Consider the following 19,409-nt stretch of genomic DNA (forward strand, 5'->3'; position numbering starts at 1 on the left):
GTTCACCGACCGGCGGTGCGCCGGGCCAGCAGCACGTAGAGGGCGGACGCGGCCACCAGGCCGGCCGGCAGGGCGAGGCCGATACCGCCCAAAGCCGCCGCGATCGGGCCGGTGTAGAGCGTGTCGACGCAGAGCGCGGAGACGGTGACGCCGCCGGCGAGGGCCGCGGCGCCGGCCCAGTTGACGCCCCCCGTGTACCAGAACGGCCCGCCGCGGCTCTCGTCGGTGAGCGCGGGGCCGTCGTACCGGTTGCGGCGCAGCACGATGTCGGTGGCGTAGACGGCCGCGGTGGGGCCGAGCAGCACGACGGTCAGCTGGAGCACGTTGCTGACGGTGTCGAGGAAGTTGGAGACCAGCAGCGCGTAGAGGGTCAGGCCGACGGCGACGGCGCCGTCGGCGAGGATGCTGACGGACCGGCGGATGCGCAGGCCCACGGCCTGGAGGGCGAGGCCCGCGCTGTACGCGGTCAGGGCGTTGATCGCGATGGTGCCGAGGACCAGGGCGAGCAGGAAGAGCGGGGTGAACCAGCCGGGCAGGATCTGCTGGAGCGCGGTCTGCGGGTCGGTCATGTCGACGGTGGTGGCGGCGAACGCGCCCAGGGAGCACACCAGCACGCCGGGCAGGAAGCCGCCGAGGGCGGTCCAGCCCACCACCGCCAGCGGTGCGGTGGTGCGCGGCAGGTAGCGGGAGAAGTCGGCGCTGGTGGTGTACGACAGCGGACCGGAGGCGATGAGGGTGACCCCGCCGAGGACGGTGGCCCACAGGGCGCCGCCGGTCAGCGGGTGGGCCGGTGCGTAGCCGAAGTCGGCGTGCCGGAACACCGCGTAGGCGACGACCGCGAAGGCGGCGGTGAGGACCAGCGTGATCGGGGTGTAGAGCTTCACGATCAGCGCGTGCCCGTAGACGCTGATGGTCAGGGTGACCGCGGCGACGGCCACCACCACGGCGATCTTGACGCCGGTGGTGGCGTGGATGCCGGTCTCCTCGACTAGGGAGAAGGCGGCGGTCGCGGCCGAGGCGAGGTTCAGCGCCACGTAGCAGACCGAGATCATCCAGCCGGTGACGGCGTTGTTCACGCGGTTTCCGCGGACGCCGTAGAGGGCGCGGGTGATCACTTCGCTGGGGGCGCCGGCGGCCGGCCCCGGGACCGCGAGCACGCCGGTGAGCACCCAGAACAGGTTGCCGACGACGATCACCGCGAGCGCCTGCCAGAGGGTCAGACCCATGAGGATCAGGGCGCCGCCGACCACCAGGCTGAGGTAGTTGACGTTGGCGGCGGCCCAGACGGAGAACAGTCCGCGGGGGCGGCCGTGGCGGTCCGCGTCGGGGATGTGGTCGATGCCGTGGACCTCGATCCGGCCGGCGCGGTCCGGGGCCGGTGTGGCCGTCTCGGACGCGTCGTGGGTGCCGGTGCGTGGTTCGGGGATCGTGGACGCCATGGGTCCTCCGGGGGGCTGGTCGTGAGCGACCTTGGCCATAACGACCTGCTGCGTTACCGGCCTTGTTGCTTATTGGTCGCACACTCAATAGCATCCGGGGTATGTCGTCAAGGGTTCAGCGCAAGCGCATCCGGAAAGACCCGGCCGCCCGGCGGGCCGAAATCGTCGACGCCGCGGCCACCGTCGCCCTGGCCGAGGGGCTGGAGTGCATCACCCTGCGGCGGATCGGCGAGGACCTCGACGTCCGCCCCGGATTGATCAGCCACTACTTCCCGTCCGCCGAGGAACTGGTGGCGGAGGCGTTCGGCACCGCCGCGAGCACCGAACTCGACGGCCTCCTGCCGGCCGCGCCCCCCGGCGCGGGCCCGACGGAGCGGCTGGCGCGGTTCTTCGCGCACACCACCGGGGAGGCGTACGACGCCATCAGCCGACTGTGGATCAACGCCCGCCACCTCAGCCGCTACCGGCCCCTGCTCCGCGACCGGGTCGCCGAACAGGAGGCCGCCTGGCGCGGCCGGCTCGCCGCGCTGCTCCACGAGGGCGTGGCCGGCGGGGAGTTCCGCACCGCGGACCCGGATGTGACGACCATTCAGATCCTGGTGGTGCTCGACGGCCTCGGCGCGCACGCCAACACCGACACCGGCGACCGCCCGGCGGCGGTGACCCGCATGGCGATCACCACGGCAGAGCGCGAACTCGGGCTGCCGGACGGCGCGTTGAGCCGCCCGGCCGATGCCGCACCCGCCGCGGTCGAGGCGTAGCCCCGCACCCCTCCCCCTGTCCCCCGTCTTCCCGCCTCCTCAGGAGCCGCCGTGCCCGCCCCCCTCGTCCTGCTCTCCGCCCGCCTGCTCGACCCGGTGACCGGCACGTTCCTGCCGGAGACCGCGCTGGCGGCGGCCGACGGGAGGATCACCGCCCTCGGCGACGACCGTGAGATCCGCGCGCTCGCCGACGCCGCGACGACGGTGCTCGACCTCAAGGGGGCGGTGGTGACCCCCGGCCTGACCGACGGGCACCTGCACCCGGTCTCCGGCGCCGAACTCACCCACGGACTCGACCTGTCGGGCTGCACCGACCTCGACGGGGTCCGCGCCGCGCTGGCCCGCGAGGTCGCCACCCTCGCCCCCGGCGCCTGGCTGCACGGCTGGGGGCTGGACCCCAACGTCTTCGGCGACCGGCCGGTCGAGGCCGCCGCGCTCGCCCCCGTCCTCGACGGCGTCCCCGCACTGCTCCAGCTCTTCGACGCGCACTCCCTGCTCGCCAGCCCGCGCGCCCTGGAACTCGCCGGCGTCGACGGCCCGCGCACCTTCGACCAGGCCGCCGAGGTCGTCTGCGACGCCGCCGGCCGGCCCACCGGACTCCTGCTGGAGGACGCCGCCTGCGAACTGGTCGAGCGGGCCGCCCCGCAGCCCACCCGCGAGGAGCGCCGCGCCCGGCTCGCCGCCGCGCTGCGCGCCATGGCCGCCGCCGGCCTGACCGGCGGCCACGCCATGGACGCGAACGGCGACAGCCTCGCCTTCTACGAGGAGCTGGACGCGGCCGGCGACCTGCCGCTGCGGCTGCGGGTCGCGCCCTGGTGCCAGCCCGGCACCGACGCCGACGGGGTGCGCACGCTCATCGCCCAGCAGGGCACCGGCGGCCGGGTGTGGCGGACCGCGGGCGTCAAGCTCTTCATGGACGGCACCATCGACAACGGCACCGCCTGGCTGGAACGCCCCGACTGCCACGGCGAGTCCACCCACGCCTTCTGGCCCGACCCTGCCGTCTACACCCGCGTCATCGGGCAACTGCACGCCGCCGGGGTGCCCACCGCCACCCACGCCATCGGCGACGCCGCCGTCCGGCACGTCCTCGACGCCGTCGAGCAGGCCCGGCGCGCCGACCGCAACGGGGTCCGGCACCGGATCGAGCACATCGAGACGGTGCCCGACGACACCCTGCGCCGGTTCGCCGAGCTCGGCGTGCTGGCGTCCATGCAGCCCACCCACTGCTGCGACTTCACCCGCGCCGACCACACGGACAACTGGTCCCGCCGGCTCGGCGAGGAGCGTGCGGCCCGCGCCTGGCGCTGCCGCGAACTGACCGACGCCGGCGCCACCGTCGTCCTCGGCTCGGACTGGCCGATCGCCCCCTACCCGCCGCTGGGCGTGATGGCCGGCGCCCGCCACCGCCGCCCCACCCGCGACCTCGACCAGCCCCCGCACGGCCCCGAGCAGGCGCTCACCCCGCTGGAGGCCCTCCGGGGCATGACCGTGCACGCCGCGCACGCCGCCGGCGAGGAGGACCGGGCCGGCCGGCTCGCCCGCGGCTACCGCGCCGACCTCACCGTCCTCGCCGACGACCCGCTCACCACCGCCGCCACCGACCTGCCGGACCTCCCGGTCCTGCTCACCGTCCTCGACGGCCGCCCCACCCACCGCGACCCGCGCGTGTGAGTCGACCGGAGCCCGCGCACGAGGCCGTCCGCGCGCTCCGACACGACGGGCCGCCTCCCCGCAGGGAGGCGGCCCGTCCGCCGTTCACCGGCCCGTCCTACGGGCCCGCGCTCAGGTCGCCTTCTCGCCCGCTTGCAGCGGCGCCGCGCCGAACCGGCGGTCCCGCTTGGCGTACTCCAAGCACGCGTCCCACAGGTTCCGACGGTCAAAATCCGGCCAAAGGATGTCCTGGAACACCATCTCGGCGTAGGCGCTCTGCCAGATCAGGTAGTTCGAGGTGCGCTGCTCACCGGACGGCCGGACGAACAGGTCCACATCGGGCATGTCCGGGTAGTACATGTACTTCGCCACGGTCTTCTCATTGACCTTCGACGGGTCCAGCTTCCCGGCCCGGACGTCCGCCGCGATGGCCGCCGCGGCATCCGCGATCTCCGCCCGGCCGCCGTAATTCACGCAGAAGTACAGCGTCATCGCGTCGTTCTTCTTGGTCTGCTCCTGGGCGATCTGGAGTTCCTGGACCACGGACTTCCACATTTTCGGCATCCGGCCGACCCACCGGATACGAATGCCCAGCGCATCCATTTCGTCACGGCGCCGCCGGATGACGTCCCGGTTGAAATTCATCAGGAAACGGACCTCGTCCGGCGACCGCTTCCAGTTCTCGGTGGAGAAGGCGTAGAGCGAGAGGTTCTTCACGCCCATTTCGATGCAGCCCTTGAGGACGTCCAGTACCACGCCCTCACCGACCTTGTGGCCCTCCGTGCGCGGCAACCCGCGATCCTTCGCCCACCGCCCGTTGCCGTCCATCACGATCGCGACGTGGTTCGGGACGAGCTCGCCGGGAATCCTCGGCGGACGCGCACCCGAGGGATGCGGCTCGGGCGTCTGGTATTCACGTCGATTGCGCCCCAGAATCCCGCGTACTGCCATGCGCCCCACGTCTCCTATGCCATATCGATGGACGGTGTGTTCGGTGGCCGGGCCCCGGGTGGCCGGACCGGGCCGAGCCGCGGTCGCTATTTCTCCACGTAGCGGAGGGACCGCAGGCCGCGCTCCAGGTGCCAGTGCAGATACGCCGCGACGAGGCCGCTGCCCTCCCGGACGTGCCGCGCCTCACAGGCGTCCGCGGTCTCCCAGTCGCCGGTCAGCAGCGCGCCCAGGAGCCCGATCGCCTCTGAGGAGGGTACGACGCTTCCGGGCACCCGGCAGTCACCGCACACCACACCGCCCGACGCCACCGAGAAGAACCGGTTCGGACCGGGCATTCCGCACCGCGCACAGGAGTCGAAACTCGGCGCATAACCGTTCACCGCCAGCGACCGCAGCAGGAACGCGTCCAGTACCAGGTGCGGGGCGTGCTCCCCATTGGCCAGCGTCCGCAGCCCGCCGACCAGCAGCAGGTACTGCTGAACGGCCGGCTCGCCCTCGTGCTCGGTGAACCGCTCGGCGGTCTCCAGCATGGCCGTCCCGGCCGTGTAGCGGGCGTAGTCGGTGACGATCGCGCCACCGTACGCGGCGATCGTCTCGCTCTGCGTGCACAGCGGCAGCCCGCGCCCGATCAGCTCCCCGCCGCGGGCGAAGAACTGCACGTCCACGTGCGAGAACGGCTCCAGCCGGGCCCCGAACTTCGACTTCGTGCGCCGCACGCCCCGCGCCACGGCCCGCACCCGGCCGTTACCGCGGGTCAGCAGCGTGATGATCCGGTCCGCCTCACCCAGCTTCTGGGTGCGCAGCACGATGCCGTCGTCGCGGAACAGAGTCATACGGCCATTCTCGCGCACCCACCGGGCGGGGCGCGGGCCGGCCCGCGCCCCCTCCGGCCTAGGGCCGCTCGCCCCGGCTGCGGGCGTTGGCGTAGGTGGTCTCCGCCCGGAGCCGCTCGCCGGCGGTGGCGCACCGGATCGCCTCGGAGGCGCAGATCCATTCCGGACCGCCCCCGACCGGCCGCAGCCGGAGGCCCGGCCCCTCCCGGCCCACCACCTGCCCGACCCGCCCGTCCGGCCCGTCCCGGGTATCGACCACGTACGACCCGAGCGCCGGGACGATCACCGCCGCCCTCACCGCTCCCCCAGCACCTTGGCCAGCCGCCGGGCGGTGTCCATATTGCAGCGCCCCAATTCCACTAGCGGGGGCATGGTGCGATGCGCGTACGAAACCAGGTCGAGTCCGAGCGACGGCAAAATGATGCCAGCTCGGGCCAGAGCATCGCGCAATTCCGTGATCACGCTTTCTACTTCGGCGCGTTCTTCCCTCATTGCCCACCACTTTCCGCGAGGAACTTTTTTCACCGTTCGCAGCGAAAGCGTGACGCTCCGGAACTAGGGTGTGCAACGGTCCCGGCCCTGCAACTGCCGGGCAGAGAAAGGACGTAGACCATGGCCAATGCCTCACGCCAGGTGCTCTGGGAGTATTGGGGAACGGAACTCAAGCGACACCGCGAGAACGCCGCGTTAACCCAGGAGATGCTGGGCGAGAGGGTGTTCGTCTCCGGCGGCTATATCGGCCAGTTCGAGCAGGCGATCCGCCGCCCACAACTGGACGTGGCGATCCGCATCGACCAGGTCCTACAAACCGACGGTTTTTTCGAGCGGGCATGGCGCAAGCTCATCGACGATCAACGGTACGCGGACTACTTCGCGAAGGTAGTCGAGCTGGAGCCGCTGGCGACGACGATCTGCGAGTTCGCGCCGATGGCGGTGCCCGGCCTGCTCCAGACCGAGCCGTACATGCGGGCCGTCATGCGCGCGGGCAACCCGTTCGTGCCGGATGAGGAGTTCGACGACGGCGTGCGCTCGCGCTTGGACCGTGCGGTCATCCTCGAAACCTCGACGCGCCCCACGTACTGGGCGGTGCTGCATGAAGCCGTCCTCCGGGTCCCGGTGGGCGGACCGGCCGTCATGGCCGGGCAGTTGGAGTACATCCTGCGGCTCATCCACGAGCACAAGATCCTGATCCAGATCCTTCCGTTCGCCGCGGGTGCGCACCCAACCATGGGCAGGATGCTGAAGCTCATGGAATTCGACGACGCCCCGCCAACTGCCTATACAGAGGCGGTGTATTCGGGGGCGCTGCTGGACGATCCGGCCATAGTGAAGCGCGCACAACAGGATTACGATTTGATCCGGGCCGCCGCGCTGTCGCCGGAGGCGTCCCTGGCCCTGATCGAATCTACGGCGGAGGAATACCGACGATGCGCGAGTACGAACTGAGCGCCGCTCAGTGGCACAAGAGCAGCTACAGCGACCAGAACGGCGGCGACTGCATCGAGGTCGCCCGCTGGCGTAAGAGCAGCTACAGCGGTCACAACAACGACGACTGCCTGGAAGTCCGTGACGGCCTCCCCGGCCTCGTCCCCGTCCGTGACAGCAAGGACCCGCACGGCCCGGCCCTGGTCTTCCCGGCCGACGGCTGGACGTCGTTCATCGGCGCCGTCAAGAACGGCCGGTTCCCGGGCGCCTGATCACGCCTCATCCACACCATCTCCACAAGGCCCCGCCATCCTCCCGGAAGGCGGGGCCGCATCACGTTACCCACCGGTCATCAACGACTGAATGCGACCTTCCACACTTCTCCGCCCCCGCACGTCAAGGACCCTTACGGCGTGTCAGACGACAGGTAGCATCCGGTGATGTTCGGCGGCACGGCAGCCGTAGCGGCCGAGACATCCCCGTCAGTCCCCAAACGAGGATCTCGATGACATCCATACCGCAGGCGCTGTTGTGGTGCCTCAGCGCAGGTACGGTCGCCGCCGTATTGCTGGCGACGCTCCTGGTCCGCGTACGCAAGGAGCGTGCCGGCCTCAGAGCTCGCCTGACCGCCGCTGAGGAACACAACAGCGCCACGCTCCACGGCAACACGGAGCTGTCGGCCAGACTGCGGGCCACGGAGGCCGAGATCCGGCACCTGGCCGAGGCCCGGCTGCCCGACCTGACCCTGGCCCTGGCCCACCCGCACGTACCGGTCCGTGGCCTGCTGGACACCCGGTTCGGCGGGTCGGACACCGACGAAGCACTGGACGCCGTACTGGAGCAGGTCAGTGCGGCGATCACCAAGGAGCGCACCCGGGTCGACGCGGCGGCGCAGTCCACGCTGCGCGGTGCCACCACCACCATCCAGGCGCTGCTGTACCAGGTGCAGACCTCGTTGCAGACGATGCAGCACAAGTACGACGACCCGCAGATCGCGCAGGACCTGCTCGACGCGGACTTCCTCAACGAGCAGGCGCTGCGGCGCGTGCAGGCCACCGGCGTGGTCTGCGGTGCCTGGCCGGGACTGACCCGCGAGGACTCGTACCTCGCCGAGCTGGTGGTGGGCGCCACGTCGCGGCTGCGCGGCTACGAGCGGGTGCAGGTCAGCAACCAGCTGCGGGACCCGGTCGCGGTGGTCGCGCGGGCCGTCGAGCCGATCGCCATCACCGTCACCGAACTGCTGGCGAACGCGCTGCACCACTCGCACCGGGAACTGCCGGTCACCGTCACCCTCCAGCAGGGCAACCGCGGCGCGTCGGTGATCATCGACGACTACGGCGTCGGCATGCACGCCGACGAACTCAAGCACGCGATGGAGCTGCTGGCCGGCAACGACGGCCTGCTGCTGACGCAGTTGGGCGACCCGCCGCGGTCCGGTTTCGCGGCGGCCGGCCAGCTGGTGCGGCAGTACGGCTACGGGGTGCACGTGGAGCCGTCGCCGTACGGCGGCGTGCGGGCCGTGGTGTACATCCCGGGCGATCCGCTGCTGACCGTCCTCGACGAGGGCGCGCGGCCGATCTCGGTGATGGCGCCGATGCCGCACCGCGCGCCCGGTGCGCCGCGGGAGCGGGCGGCGGTGCCGTCCGTGCTGCCGACCGGGGCCAACGCACCGGCCACCCCCGCGGGTGCCGTGCCGCCCCGGCAGCCCGCCCCGGCCGAGCCCCTCGCGGCACCCGCACCGGCACCGGCACCGGCACCGGCGGCGCCATCGGAGTTCGCCGCGCCGGAGCCGCACGAGCCGCCGGCCGAGGGTGAACTGCCGCGCCGCCGCCGTCGCCGGCCGACGTCCGAGCAGCAGCCCGAGTCGCGCGACGACACGATCAACCTGCGCTCCCCTGAGGAGACCGGTTCCCGCTGGGCGGCGCTCCAGCGCGGCACCGAATCCGGGCGGGCCGCAGCCCATTCCGAACCCCCGCGCAGTCCCGAAGGGAACGCCCAGTCATGAACAGCCCGACCCGTCGCCGTGTCGCCGAGGACAAGTCCTGGGTGCTGGCTCCCCTGTTGGAGCTGCCGCATGTCGTCCACGCCGCCGTCATCTCCGGCGACGGCTTCATCGAGGGGGCCTCACCGGGCCTGTCGCGGGAGGCCGCGGAGGGCGTCGCGGCGATGATGTCGGCGCTCCAGGGCGCGGGGCGCGCGGTGACCGCGGCGTTCACCGAGCAGGACGACGCCCGGCTGCGACAGACCGTCATCGAGTCCGAAGAAGGTTTCGTTTTCGCGATCCCGGCCGGTGAGAACACCTGCCTGGCCGTCTTCGCCGATCCGGAGGTGAACATGGGCGTCGTCGCGCACCACATGCAGATCCAGGTGACGACCCTGGGCAAGAAGGTCATGAACAGCCCGGCTCGGGGCATCGGTAGCCAAGCATGACGCCGCGCCAGAGCAGCGGACGGCGTCTCGTACCGGCCTATCTGGCGACCGGCGGACGCGCCCGACCGAGCCGCAACACGTTGGACCGGCTGACCGTGCTGATCGGCGTGGACATGCCGATCACCAGTGAGGTGCGCCCCGAAGAGCACCGGATCCTGGAGCTGCTCCAGCCCGGCGCGCTGACTCTGGCCGAGGTGGCCGCCCACCTTCACCTGCCCGTGAGCGTGGTGAAGGTGCTGGTGGCCGATCTCGTCGATGCCGGGCGCCTGCACGCCCGAGCCCCCATACCCGAAGCCGAGCAATTCGACCGGCAGATCCTGGAGAGGGTTCTCGATGGACTCCGCTCTCTCAAGTCCTAGCCCCGGCGCCGGGACCGGCAACATGTACCTCTCCGGCGAGCACCAGACGCTGGTGAAGCTACTGATCGCCGGCCCGTTCGGAGTCGGCAAGACCACGCTCATCCGTGCGCTCTCCGAAACCCCGCCGCTGCACACCGAAGAGGTGATGACGCAGACCGGCGTGATGGTCGACGACCTCGCCGGTGTGCGGGACAAGACCACCACCACCGTCGCCATCGACTTCGGGCGGCTGACGCTGCCCGGGGACCTGGTGCTGTACCTGTTCGGCACGCCGGGGCAGAAGCGTTTCCGCCCGCTGTGGCAGGACATCGCCCGCGGCGCGCTGGGCGCCCTGGTCCTCGCGGACACCCGCCGGCTGGCGGACTCGTTCGAGGTGATGGACATCGTGGAGGAGGCCGGACTGCGCTACGCGGTCGCGGTCAACACCTTCCCCGACGCCCCGCAGTACGACGTGGAGAAGATGCGTGAGGCGCTCGACCTGCATCCGGACACCCCGCTGGTGCTGTGCGACGCCCGCGACCGGGAACAGTCCGTCGACGCGCTGATCGCGCTGGTCCGCCACGTCCTGGACCACACGCCCCTGCCCGAGGAGAACCCGAACCCGTGACTTCCCCGTACGAGCCGGGCGCCGCCCCGCCGCCGTCCTGCCCCGGGCCGGCCGTCCCACCGCAGACGAGGGCCGCCGCCCCACCGCCGGGCTGTCCGGCGCACGGTGCGCCGCCGCAGGCCGCGGCGCAGCCGGACGCGTACGCGCCGGTGAAGCTGTACGGGCCGGACTTCGCCGCCGACCCGGACCGCTTCTACGCGCGGCTGCGGCAGTACGGGGCGGTGGCGCCGGTGGAGATCGCGCCCGAGGTGACCGCGATGCTGGTGACCGACTACCGGGCGGCGCTGGAGCTGCTGAACGACGACGCGACCTGGTCCAAGGACTCCCGGGCCTGGATGCAGACCGTCCCGCCGGACTCGCCGGTCCTGCCGATGCTGGGCTGGCGGCCGAACGTCTTCTACAGCGACGGGCCGGCGCACGTCCGCTACCGGGACGTCATCGTCGACAGCTTCAAGCTCGTCGAACCGCACGAGCTGCGGGCCCGGGTGCACGACGCGGCGGACACCCTGATCCGGCGGTTCGGCGACCGCGGTGAGGCGGATCTGATCGCGGACTACGCGCGGCTGATCCCGCTGCTGATGTTCAACGCCCTCTTCGGGCTGCCCGATTCCTACAGCGACCGGCTGATCTCGGCGATCGCGGGGATGCTGGAGGGCAATTCGCCGGAGGAGGCGACGGCCGCCAACGAGGCGTTCACGCAGTACATCATGGAGCTGGTCGGCGCGAAGAAGGCGCAGCGGGGCCCGGACCTCACCTCGTGGTTCATGGACCACCCCAACGACCTGAGCGACGAGGAACTGATCCACAACATCATCCTCGTGATGGGCGCCGGCAACGAGCCGCTCGCCAACCTGATCGGCAACGCGCTGTCCCGCATGCTGTCCGACGACCGCTACTACGGCACCGTCTCCGGTGGCGCGCTGACCGTCCACGACGCCATCAACGAGGTGCTGTGGAACGACCCGCCGATGGCCAACTACTCCGCCCACTTCCCGGTCCGGGACGTCTTCTTCCACGGCACCTGGGTACGCGCCGGGCAGTTGGTGATGGTCTCGTACGCGGCGGCCAACAGCCAGTTCGACACCACGGCCACCCACGGCCCGGGGTCGGGCAGCGGATCCCACCTGGCATGGGCGGCGGGACCGCACGCCTGCCCGGTGAAGCGGCACGCGCTGCTGATCGCGATCACCGCGATCGAGCGGCTCACGGCCTGGCTCTCGGACATCGAACTCGCCGTCACGCCGGAGGAGTTGGAGTGGCGCAACGGCGCCTTCCACCGGGCCCTGGCCGCCCTCCCGACCCGCTTCACCCCCATCACCCCGGATCAGGCAGGAGCTACGCCTTGGCAGAACAGCGACCGCAGCCCGTCGTCATCGACCCGGCCGGAACCGACATCCACGGCGAAGGAGCCCGCCTCCGCGCACTAGGCACGGCGGCCCGGATAGAACTGCCCGGCGGCATCCAGGCGTGGGGGGTGACCGGTCACGCCCTGCTCAAGCAGTTGCTCACCGACGACCGGATCTCGAAGAACCCGCGGGACCACTGGCCCCAGTGGCAGCGCGAGGAGATCCGCGGCAGCTGGCTCCAGTCGTGGATCGGCGTGACGAACATGTTCACCGCCTACGGTCCCGACCACCGGCGGCTGCGGAAGCTGATCGCCCCGGCGTTCACCGCGCGCCGGACGGACGCCATGGTGCCGCGGGTGGAGCAGATCACCCACGACTTACTCGACGGGCTGGCGGCGCGCCCGGCCGGCGAGGTCATCGACCTGCGGGAGTCCTTCGGCCACCCGCTCCCCATGCAGGTGATCTGCGAGTTGTTCGGCTACCCGGAGGGTGCGCCGCGGCTCGAACTGGCCCGGATCGTCTCGGAGATCATGGACACCACGGCCACCCCGGAGCAGGCCGCCGCGACCTGGGTGTCGGTCGACGAGCTGCTCGGTTCGCTGGTCGCGGCCAAGCGCGCGGAGCCCGCGGACGACCTGACCAGCCTGCTGGTCGCGGCCCGGGACGACGAGGGCCAGGGGATGACCGAGCAGGAGCTGCGGGACACCCTGCTGCTGGTCATCGGCGCCGGCCACGAGACCACCGTGGACCTGCTGGGGAACGCGGTGTACGCCCTGCTGACCCACCCCGAGCAGTTGAAGCTGGTGCGGGACGGCGAGGCGTCGTGGAACGACGTCATCGAGGAGACGCTGCGCTGGTCGCCGAGTATCGCGAGCCTGCCGCTGCGGTTCGCGGTGGAGGACGTCGAGCTGCCGCACGGCGAGGTGATCCGCAAGGGCGAGGCGCTGCTGCCGATGTACGCGGCGGCCGGCCGGGACCGCGAGCAGCACGGCGCGGACGCCGCCACGTTCGACATCCAGCGGGCGAGCCAGGAGCACCTGGCGTTCGGGCACGGGGTGCACCACTGCATCGGTGCGCCGCTGGCCCGACTGGAGGCGCGGACCGCGCTGCCGGCCCTCTTCGAGAGGTTCCCTGACCTCCAACTGGCCGTTCCCGCCGAGGAGTTGCATCCGACGAGCGGGTTCATCTCGGGCGGGCTGGCGAGCCTGCCGGTGCGACTGACGGCCTGAGGCGCAGCGCGCACCACACGGGGGACGCGCGAGGAGCGTCCGAGACGCATGCGGCCCCGCCACCGGTTCCGTCCGGTGGCGGGGCCGTCCTCGTGCCGGGCGGCGCCTGGGGGCGGGGCGCCGCCGCGGGCCGGAGTCTTCGGGCGCGATCCCTGGCCGCGGGCCGGGGTCTTCGGACCGGCCCTAGCCGCGGTAGCGCGACGAGCGGGCCGCCGCGGCCAGCAGCCGGTCGATGTCCTCCGGGCGGAGCATCAGGGCGGCGCCGGCGGTGCTGAGCGCCTCGCGTTCGGCGGGGGTGCAGGGGCCGTCGGCGAGGGCGATCCGGGCGCCCTGGAGGAGCAGCGACTCCCGCCCGGCGGGGGCGAGATGCGGCGCCAGCGGCTCCAGCGCCTCGTGGAGCTCTATGGCCAGCGCGGTGCCGCACGGGTCGAGGCCCTGGTGTCCGCAGTGACCGCCGGTGGCCGCCTCGTAGGTGCCGGTCAGCCGGCCGGTGTCGGCGGCGAGCGCGGCGAGCAGGGTGAGCAGTTGGTCCTCGGTGCAGTCGGCGGAGCCGGCCGCGCGGACGGCGGTGACCGCGGCGTCGCGGACCGTGCGGGAGGCCGTGCCGCCGGCCGCCAGCAGCGCCAGGGTCAGGGTGTGGACGGCGTCCCGGAGCATCGTGGAGAGCCGGACGGTGGTGGGGTGGTCGAGGGCGTCCAGCCCGAAGTGGCCCCGGCAGGCCGAGCATTCGAGGACCGGGCCGGCGTCGCCGCGGGCCAGGACGGGGACGCCGAGGACGAGGAGGCGGCGCCGGCCGGTGCGGCGGAGGTAGTTGCGGTCGCCGCCGCAGTCGGGGCAGAAGAACTCGCCGTCGGCGACGGTCCGCCACGAGGTGCGCACCCCCACCACACATACGTTGCGCATCACGTCAGCCCTCCGTCATTCCCCCACGACCTCAAGGGCATGGGAGGAGCTCCCATCGGCCCCGTCGCCGTTCGTTACGTGATGTTAGCCACATTGGTGATGCGCCGTCAGCACCTCGTATCGGACAACGGTCGGGCGGCTGGCCGGATGCCGGCGGGGATGCGTACGGAATGTGTACGGGACGCGCCCGGCCCCGCCGCTCCGGGGTGCGGAGCGGCGGGGCCGGGCGGAAGGTGACGCGACCGGGGTCAGCGCGCCGCGCGGTTGACGGCGGAAACCACGGCCTTGAGGGAGGCGCGGGTGGTGTTGGCGTCGATGCCGATGCCCCACAGCACCTTGCCGTCGATGACGCACTCGATGTACGAGGCGGCCTGCGCGGAGGCGCCCTCGCTCATGGTGTGCTCCTGGTAGTCCAGCAGGCGGGCGTCGATGCCCAGGCCCTGGAGCGCGTCGAAGAACGCGGAGATCGGACCGTTGCCGGAGCCCGTCAGAACGGTCTCGGCGCCGTCCACCTCGGCCTCGACGGTGAGGGTGTCGACGCCGTCCTTGTCGGTGGTGGTCTGCCCGGCCCTGACCTGGATGCGGCCCCACGGGTTCTGCGGGTTGGGCAGGTACTCGTCCTGGAAGGTGCCCCAGATGTCCTTCGGCGTGACCTCGCCGCCCTCGGCGTCGGTCTTCTCCTGGATGATCCGGGAGAACTCGATCTGCATCCGGCGCGGGAGGTCCAGCTTGTGGTCGTTCTTCAGGACGTAGGCGATACCGCCCTTGCCGGACTGCGAGTTGACCCGAATGACCGCCTCGTACGAACGCCCCACGTCCTTGGGGTCGATCGGCAGGTACGGCACCGCCCACTCGATGTCGTCGACGGTCCTGCCCTGGGCGGCGGCATCGGCCTCAAGCGCGTCGAAGCCCTTCTTGATGGCGTCCTGGTGGGAGCCGGAGAAGGCGGTGTAGACCAGGTCGCCCGCGTAGGGGTGGCGCGGGTGGACCTCCATCTGGTTGCAGTACTCGCTGGTGCGGCGGATCTCGTCGATCTGCGAGAAGTCGATCTGCGGGTCGACGCCCTGGGAGAAGAGGTTCATGCCCAGCGTCACCAGGTCGACGTTGCCGGTCCGCTCGCCCTGGCCGAACAGGCAGCCCTCGACGCGGTCGGCACCGGCCATCACGGCGAGTTCGGCGGCGGCGACGGCGGTGCCGCGGTCGTTGTGCGGGTGCGTGGACAGGCAGACGAACTCACGCCGGGTCAGGTGGCGCGACATCCACTCGAACCGGTCGGCGTGCGTGCTGGGAGTCGAACGCTCCACGGTGGCCGGCAGGTTGAGGATGATCTCGCGGCCCGCCTCGGGCTGCCAGACGTCCATCACCGCCTCGCAGACCTCCAGCGCGAAGTCCAGCTCGGTGTCGGTGAAGATCTCCGGGCTGTACTGGTAGCCGAAGACCGTCTCGTCGCCCAGCAGTTTGTCGGCGTACTCCATCACCAGCCGGGTGCCGTCCACCGCGATCTGCTTGACCTGCTCCTTCGAGCCGCGGAAGACGACCCGGCGGAAGGTGGGGGCGGTCGCGTTGTAGAGGTGGACGGTGGCCCGCCGCGCACCGACCAGCGATTCGACGGTGCGCTCGATCAGCTCCTCGCGGGCCTGCGTCAGCACGGAGATCGTGACGTCATCCGGGATCGCGCCCTCTTCGATGATCGACCGGACGAACGCGAAGTCCGTCTCGCCGGACGACGGGAAGCCGACCTCGATCTCCTTGTAGCCCAGGCGTACCAGCAGGTCGAACATCTCGCGCTTGCGGGCCGGCGACATCGGGTCGATCAGTGCCTGGTTGCCGTCGCGCAGGTCGGTGGAGAGCCACCGGGGTGCCTTGGTGATCCGCTTCTCCGGCCAGGTGCGGTCGGCCAGGTCCACGGCCTCGAACGGGCGGTACTTGTGGATCGGCATCCCGGACAGCGCTTGCGCGTGGGTGGCGTTGGTGATCGGAGTGGGGCGGCCGACAGGCTGCGACATTGCGTAGGGCTCCTCGGGGAGATCCGTGTGACGGCCGACGGTCGAACGCAGCACCAAATCCCGCGGGGAGGGGGTCGGCCTACGACTACAGGCCCTCGCCGCGGCAGCTAAGGAGAAGCAGCCCGAAACGCATGATGGGCAGCACGTTAGCCGAGGCACCGAAGATCCGCAGTCGCGTATCAGTATGCGGGACCGCCTGGACGTAGGGGCGAAAATGCGACCAACCACACGTTTTCGGGAACTTCGGCCGCCGCCAGTGACAGACGCATTACACAGTGCCACCGTTTTAGCCATGAAGGAAACCGTGACCCAGCCGCGCACCGCACCCGCCCCCACGACCCCTGTTTTCTGCACGATCGTGCCGCCGCACATCCTCGGCAAGCTCGCCGAGTCCGACGACCCGGCCCGGCACGAGCCCGCCCGCCGCACCCTGGAGCACGACGCCCTCCACCGCACCCGCCGCACCGACCTGGCCGCCCAGGTCCTCGCCCCACAAGAGCCCCGGGCCGCCGCCGACAAGCCGAACCGGACCATCTACGACGCCGGCCACCAGCAGGACCTCCCCGGCACCAAGGTCCACTCCGAGTCCGACGGCCCCTCCAAGGACGCCTCCGTCAACCGCGCGCAGGCCGGCCTCGGCGCCACCTTCGAGCTCTACCTGAAGGTCTACGGCCGCAAGTCCATCGACGGCAACGGCCTCCCGCTCGACGCCACCGTCCACTACGGCGAGAAGTACGACAACGCCTTCTGGGACGGCCAGCGGATGGTCTTCGGCGACGGCGACGGCACGCTCTTCCGGGACTTCACCATCCCCGTCGACGTCATCGGCCACGAACTCACCCACGGCGTCACCCAGTACACCGCCAACCTCGACTACCAGGGCCAGTCCGGCGCCCTCAACGAGTCCGTCTCCGACGTCTTCGGCTCCCTGATCAAGCAGTACGCGCTGGGCCAGACCACCGACCAGGCCGACTGGCTGATCGGCGCGGACCTGCTCGCCCCGGGCGTGCACGGGCAGGGCCTGCGTTCGATGAAGGCCCCCGGCACCGCCTACGACGACCCCCAGCTCGGCAAGGACCCGCAGCCCGCCACGATGGCCGGCTACGTCCAGACCACCGACGACAACGGCGGCGTCCACCTGAACTCCGGCATCCCCAACCACGCCTTCTACCTCGTCGCCAGCGCGCTGGGCGGCAAGGCGTGGGAGCACGCCGGCCAGATCTGGTACGACGTCCTGACCGGCGGCCACCTGACCAAGAACGCCCAGTTCGCCGACTTCGCCCACCTCACCGTGCAGGCCGCCCAGACCCGCTACGGCGCGTCGGGCGCCGAGCACGAGGCCGTGGTCAAGGCATGGTCCACGGTCGGCATCAGCGGCAAGTAACCCCGCCGACGCCCCCGGGCGGGAACGGCACCCACCGCCGCTCCCGCCCTCCCGGGTGTCCCCCGCCCTCCCCGGTCGACTACTCCGGCCCCACCGGGTAGAAGCCCCCCATGCGCATCCACATCCGCCGCACCGGCGGCTTCGCCGGCATCGAGCGCCACGCCGAGATCGACACCGCCGACCGCACCGACGCCACCGACTGGCACACCCTCGCCGACCGCGCCCTGGCCACCGCCCACACCGCCCCGCCCACCGGCGTCCCCGACGGTTTCCGCTACGCCCTCACCGTCGACGACAAGACCGCCTACTGCACCGACCCCGACCTCACCGACGACCAACGCGAACTGATCACAAGAGTGCTGAAGGAGGGGGCGTAGAGCCACCGGGGCCGCACTCCCGACCCCAACCCCCTTGCCCCACAGGCCACTTGACCGCCCATCCCCTTGACACCGTTACCACCGGTTACCAGGATCCCGAGCCATGACACCGGAGTCCGCGCCCCCGCCCGCCTCTTCACTTGCGTCTCCACCTGCCTCATCGACCGCACCACCCCGCTTCCCCCGGGATTTCCTGTGGGGGGTGTCCACCTCCGCCGCCCAGATCGAGGGCGCGGTGGACGAGGACGGGCGCGGGCCCTCCGCCTGGGACGTGTTCGCGGCCGAGGCCGAGCGGATCAAGGACGGCTCGACCCCCCGGGTGACGACCGACCACTACCACCGCTACCGGGAGGACGTGGCGCTGCTCAAGGAGCTGGGCGTCGGCGCGTACCGCTTCTCGGTGGCCTGGCCACGCGTGGTGCCCGAGGGCCGTGGGGCGGTCAACGAGGCGGGGCTGGACTTCTACGACCGGCTGGTGGACGCCCTGCTGGAGGCCGGGATCGCACCGGTGCCGACACTGTTCCACTGGGACACCCCACAGCACCTGGAGGCGGCCGGCGGCTGGCTCGTCCGGGAGACCGCCGAGCACTTCGCGGCGTACGCGGACACGGTGGCGGCCCGGCTCGGTGACCGGGTGGCGCACTGGATCACCCTCAACGAACCGGCCGAGCTGACCCTGCTGGGCTACGGCCTGGGCCAGCACGCGCCCGGCCGGCATCTGCTCTTCGACGCGCTGCCCGCCGCCCACCACCAACTGCTGGGCCACGGCCTCGCCGTCCAGGCCCTGCGCGCCCGCGGCGCCACCGGCATCGGAATCGCCAACTCGCACGGCCCGACCTGGCCGGCGTCCGACTCCCCCGCCGACACCGAGGCCGCCGACTTCTACGACCTGCTGCTCAACCGGCTCTTCGCCGAACCGATCCTGCTGGGCCGCTACCCGGACGAAGGGATCGCCGCACTGCTCCCCGGCCCGGTCGCCGACGACCTCAAGACCATCTCCGCGCCGCTGGACTGGTACGGCATCAACTACTACCAGCCGACGCAGGTCGGGGCGCCGGAGCCGGCGACCACCGGGGCGGACTTCTCCGGGGTCCGGCTACCGCCCGGGCTGCCGTTCGCACCGCGGGAGATCCAAGGGCACCCACGAACCGGCTTCGGCTGGCCGGTGGTCCCCGAAGCCCTCACCGAACTGCTAGTGGCCTTCCACGAGCGGTACGGGGCCAGCCTGCCGCCGGTGATGATCACGGAGAACGGCTGCGCGTACGACGGGATCGAGGACCCCGAGCGGATCGCCTTCCTGGACGGGCACCTACGGGCGCTGCGGACGGCGATGGACGCCGGGGTCGATGTCCGGGGCTACTTCGTATGGTCCCTGCTGGACAACTTCGAGTGGGCGGAGGGGTTCCGCCAGCGGTTCGGGCTGGTGCACGTCGACTACACGACCCTCCGACGAACGCCGAAGGCGTCGTTCCACTGGTTCCGGAACGTCATCGCCGGGCCGCGCTCGGGTGGGCCCCGCACGTTGTCGGCCGCCCCGCCGTAGGGGTTGCTCGCCGTTGCGCCTGGCGGCGCGAACCGCTCGTACGTTGCCGGGTGCGGCGCCGTGTCGCCTGCGGCGGGCCGGGTCCGCTGCGCGGGCTGTTCGGCCGCGGTGCCGGGGCTGTGGGGCTGGGGTGTGCCGGACTGCTTCGCTTTACGTCCGGCAC

The 19,409-nt window shown here is 71.6% G+C and carries 20 protein-coding genes; 13 read left to right on the plus strand and 7 right to left on the minus strand.

From position 1 onward, the window contains the following. Positions 1-2: 2 nt before the first annotated feature. On the minus strand, positions 3-1,439 hold the full coding sequence (locus ACFVT2_RS41685) for a purine-cytosine permease family protein (protein ID WP_390027257.1): 1,437 nt from the start codon (positions 1,437-1,439) through the stop codon (positions 3-5). Positions 1,440-1,540: 101 nt separating this feature from the next. Here ACFVT2_RS41685 and ACFVT2_RS41690 point away from each other — a divergent pair, with 101 nt between their 5' ends. Together ACFVT2_RS41690 and ACFVT2_RS41695 are read left to right on the plus strand one after the other, a co-directional pair. Then, positions 1,541-2,200, plus strand: coding sequence for a TetR/AcrR family transcriptional regulator (locus tag ACFVT2_RS41690; RefSeq protein WP_390027260.1), 660 nt, complete (start codon positions 1,541-1,543; stop codon positions 2,198-2,200). A 51-nt stretch (positions 2,201-2,251) separates the two neighbouring features. Continuing rightward, positions 2,252-3,874: an amidohydrolase gene (locus ACFVT2_RS41695; RefSeq protein WP_390027262.1), complete on the plus strand. Its 1,623-nt coding sequence runs from the start codon at positions 2,252-2,254 to the stop codon at positions 3,872-3,874. A gap of 111 nt (positions 3,875-3,985) precedes the next feature. On the opposite strand, the gene ACFVT2_RS41700 is transcribed toward ACFVT2_RS41695, so the two are convergent. From ACFVT2_RS41700 to ACFVT2_RS41715, 4 genes are all read right to left on the minus strand, one after another. Then, a complete protein-coding gene (locus ACFVT2_RS41700) occupies positions 3,986-4,804 on the minus strand; it encodes an isoprenyl transferase (RefSeq protein ID WP_390027265.1) in 819 nt (272 codons plus the stop codon). Between the two features lie 86 nt (positions 4,805-4,890). Then, positions 4,891-5,637: a DNA repair protein RecO gene (gene recO / locus ACFVT2_RS41705; protein WP_390027268.1), complete on the minus strand. Its 747-nt coding sequence runs from the start codon at positions 5,635-5,637 to the stop codon at positions 4,891-4,893. 58 nt (positions 5,638-5,695) lie between these two features. Then, positions 5,696-5,935, minus strand: coding sequence for a hypothetical protein (locus tag ACFVT2_RS41710; RefSeq protein WP_390027271.1), 240 nt, complete (start codon positions 5,933-5,935; stop codon positions 5,696-5,698). After that, on the minus strand, positions 5,932-6,129 hold the full coding sequence (locus ACFVT2_RS41715; protein WP_390027274.1) for a hypothetical protein: 198 nt from the start codon (positions 6,127-6,129) through the stop codon (positions 5,932-5,934). The genes ACFVT2_RS41710 and ACFVT2_RS41715 overlap by 4 nt, the downstream gene beginning before the upstream one ends. A gap of 120 nt (positions 6,130-6,249) precedes the next feature. On the opposite strand from ACFVT2_RS41715, the gene ACFVT2_RS41720 reads away from it, so the two are divergent. The 8 genes from ACFVT2_RS41720 to ACFVT2_RS41755 all read left to right on the plus strand — a co-directional run bounded on the left by ACFVT2_RS41720 (position 6,250) and on the right by ACFVT2_RS41755 (position 13,033). Beyond that, a complete protein-coding gene (locus ACFVT2_RS41720; RefSeq protein WP_390027277.1) occupies positions 6,250-7,083 on the plus strand; it encodes a helix-turn-helix domain-containing protein in 834 nt (277 codons plus the stop codon). Continuing rightward, the gene (locus tag ACFVT2_RS41725; protein ID WP_390027280.1) at positions 7,065-7,334 is read left to right on the plus strand and encodes a DUF397 domain-containing protein; all 270 of its coding nucleotides are present in this window, start codon (positions 7,065-7,067) and stop codon (positions 7,332-7,334) included. The genes ACFVT2_RS41720 and ACFVT2_RS41725 overlap by 19 nt, the downstream gene beginning before the upstream one ends. Before the next feature lie 233 nt (positions 7,335-7,567). Further along, positions 7,568-9,067: an ATP-binding protein gene (locus tag ACFVT2_RS41730; protein ID WP_390027283.1), complete on the plus strand. Its 1,500-nt coding sequence runs from the start codon at positions 7,568-7,570 to the stop codon at positions 9,065-9,067. Then, positions 9,064-9,492, plus strand: coding sequence for a roadblock/LC7 domain-containing protein (locus ACFVT2_RS41735; protein ID WP_390027286.1), 429 nt, complete (start codon positions 9,064-9,066; stop codon positions 9,490-9,492). The genes ACFVT2_RS41730 and ACFVT2_RS41735 overlap by 4 nt, the downstream gene beginning before the upstream one ends. Continuing rightward, complete coding sequence (locus ACFVT2_RS41740) at positions 9,489-9,851, plus strand: DUF742 domain-containing protein (protein WP_390027289.1); 363 nt, start codon at positions 9,489-9,491, stop codon at positions 9,849-9,851. The genes ACFVT2_RS41735 and ACFVT2_RS41740 overlap by 4 nt, the downstream gene beginning before the upstream one ends. A gap of 22 nt (positions 9,852-9,873) precedes the next feature. After that, positions 9,874-10,458, plus strand: coding sequence for an ATP/GTP-binding protein (locus ACFVT2_RS41745; RefSeq protein WP_390027311.1), 585 nt, complete (start codon positions 9,874-9,876; stop codon positions 10,456-10,458). Further along, the gene (locus ACFVT2_RS41750) at positions 10,455-11,885 is read left to right on the plus strand and encodes a cytochrome P450 (protein ID WP_390027291.1); all 1,431 of its coding nucleotides are present in this window, start codon (positions 10,455-10,457) and stop codon (positions 11,883-11,885) included. Before ACFVT2_RS41745 ends, ACFVT2_RS41750 begins: the two co-directional genes overlap by 4 nt. Then, a complete protein-coding gene (locus ACFVT2_RS41755; protein ID WP_390027294.1) occupies positions 11,801-13,033 on the plus strand; it encodes a cytochrome P450 in 1,233 nt (410 codons plus the stop codon). Before ACFVT2_RS41750 ends, ACFVT2_RS41755 begins: the two co-directional genes overlap by 85 nt. A 183-nt stretch (positions 13,034-13,216) precedes the next feature. Here the strand turns inward: ACFVT2_RS41755 and ACFVT2_RS41760 are convergent, their stop codons facing one another. Both ACFVT2_RS41760 and leuA read right to left on the minus strand, forming a co-directional pair. Beyond that, positions 13,217-13,936, minus strand: coding sequence for a TerB family tellurite resistance protein (locus tag ACFVT2_RS41760; RefSeq protein WP_390027297.1), 720 nt, complete (start codon positions 13,934-13,936; stop codon positions 13,217-13,219). A 248-nt stretch (positions 13,937-14,184) separates the two neighbouring features. Continuing rightward, positions 14,185-15,942, minus strand: coding sequence for a 2-isopropylmalate synthase (leuA, locus tag ACFVT2_RS41765; RefSeq protein ID WP_390027299.1), 1,758 nt, complete (start codon positions 15,940-15,942; stop codon positions 14,185-14,187). A gap of 292 nt (positions 15,943-16,234) precedes the next feature. Between leuA and ACFVT2_RS41770 the strand changes: the two genes are divergently transcribed. The 3 genes from ACFVT2_RS41770 to ACFVT2_RS41780 all read left to right on the plus strand — a co-directional run bounded on the left by ACFVT2_RS41770 (position 16,235) and on the right by ACFVT2_RS41780 (position 19,246). Continuing rightward, complete coding sequence (locus ACFVT2_RS41770) at positions 16,235-17,326, plus strand: M4 family metallopeptidase (RefSeq protein ID WP_390027302.1); 1,092 nt, start codon at positions 16,235-16,237, stop codon at positions 17,324-17,326. A 110-nt stretch (positions 17,327-17,436) separates the two neighbouring features. After that, positions 17,437-17,703, plus strand: coding sequence for a protealysin inhibitor emfourin (locus tag ACFVT2_RS41775; protein WP_390027305.1), 267 nt, complete (start codon positions 17,437-17,439; stop codon positions 17,701-17,703). A gap of 103 nt (positions 17,704-17,806) precedes the next feature. Further along, positions 17,807-19,246 (plus strand): GH1 family beta-glucosidase, encoded by a 1,440-nt coding sequence (locus ACFVT2_RS41780; protein WP_390027308.1) that lies wholly within the window; start codon positions 17,807-17,809, stop codon positions 19,244-19,246. Positions 19,247-19,409 lie beyond the last annotated feature (163 nt).

Origin of the sequence: Streptomyces sp. NPDC058000, assembly GCF_042886435.1 — a bacterium.
In the GTDB taxonomy this organism is placed as follows: domain Bacteria; phylum Actinomycetota; class Actinomycetes; order Streptomycetales; family Streptomycetaceae; genus Streptomyces.

Coding starts and splice junctions, on each gene's coding strand:
- ACFVT2_RS41685 (WP_390027257.1), bottom strand. CDS start 1,439: ATGGCGTCCACGATCCCCGAACCACGCACCGGCACCCACGACGCGTCC.
- ACFVT2_RS41690 (WP_390027260.1), top strand. CDS start 1,541: ATGTCGTCAAGGGTTCAGCGCAAGCGCATCCGGAAAGACCCGGCCGCC.
- ACFVT2_RS41700 (WP_390027265.1), bottom strand. CDS start 4,804: ATGGCAGTACGCGGGATTCTGGGGCGCAATCGACGTGAATACCAGACG.
- recO (WP_390027268.1), bottom strand. CDS start 5,637: ATGACTCTGTTCCGCGACGACGGCATCGTGCTGCGCACCCAGAAGCTG.
- ACFVT2_RS41715 (WP_390027274.1), bottom strand. CDS start 6,129: ATGAGGGAAGAACGCGCCGAAGTAGAAAGCGTGATCACGGAATTGCGC.
- ACFVT2_RS41720 (WP_390027277.1), top strand. CDS start 6,250: ATGGCCAATGCCTCACGCCAGGTGCTCTGGGAGTATTGGGGAACGGAA.
- ACFVT2_RS41725 (WP_390027280.1), top strand. CDS start 7,065: ATGCGCGAGTACGAACTGAGCGCCGCTCAGTGGCACAAGAGCAGCTAC.
- ACFVT2_RS41730 (WP_390027283.1), top strand. CDS start 7,568: ATGACATCCATACCGCAGGCGCTGTTGTGGTGCCTCAGCGCAGGTACG.
- ACFVT2_RS41735 (WP_390027286.1), top strand. CDS start 9,064: ATGAACAGCCCGACCCGTCGCCGTGTCGCCGAGGACAAGTCCTGGGTG.
- ACFVT2_RS41740 (WP_390027289.1), top strand. CDS start 9,489: ATGACGCCGCGCCAGAGCAGCGGACGGCGTCTCGTACCGGCCTATCTG.
- ACFVT2_RS41745 (WP_390027311.1), top strand. CDS start 9,874: ATGTACCTCTCCGGCGAGCACCAGACGCTGGTGAAGCTACTGATCGCC.
- ACFVT2_RS41760 (WP_390027297.1), bottom strand. CDS start 13,936: ATGCGCAACGTATGTGTGGTGGGGGTGCGCACCTCGTGGCGGACCGTC.
- leuA (WP_390027299.1), bottom strand. CDS start 15,942: ATGTCGCAGCCTGTCGGCCGCCCCACTCCGATCACCAACGCCACCCAC.
- ACFVT2_RS41770 (WP_390027302.1), top strand. CDS start 16,235: ATGAAGGAAACCGTGACCCAGCCGCGCACCGCACCCGCCCCCACGACC.
- ACFVT2_RS41775 (WP_390027305.1), top strand. CDS start 17,437: ATGCGCATCCACATCCGCCGCACCGGCGGCTTCGCCGGCATCGAGCGC.
- ACFVT2_RS41780 (WP_390027308.1), top strand. CDS start 17,807: ATGACACCGGAGTCCGCGCCCCCGCCCGCCTCTTCACTTGCGTCTCCA.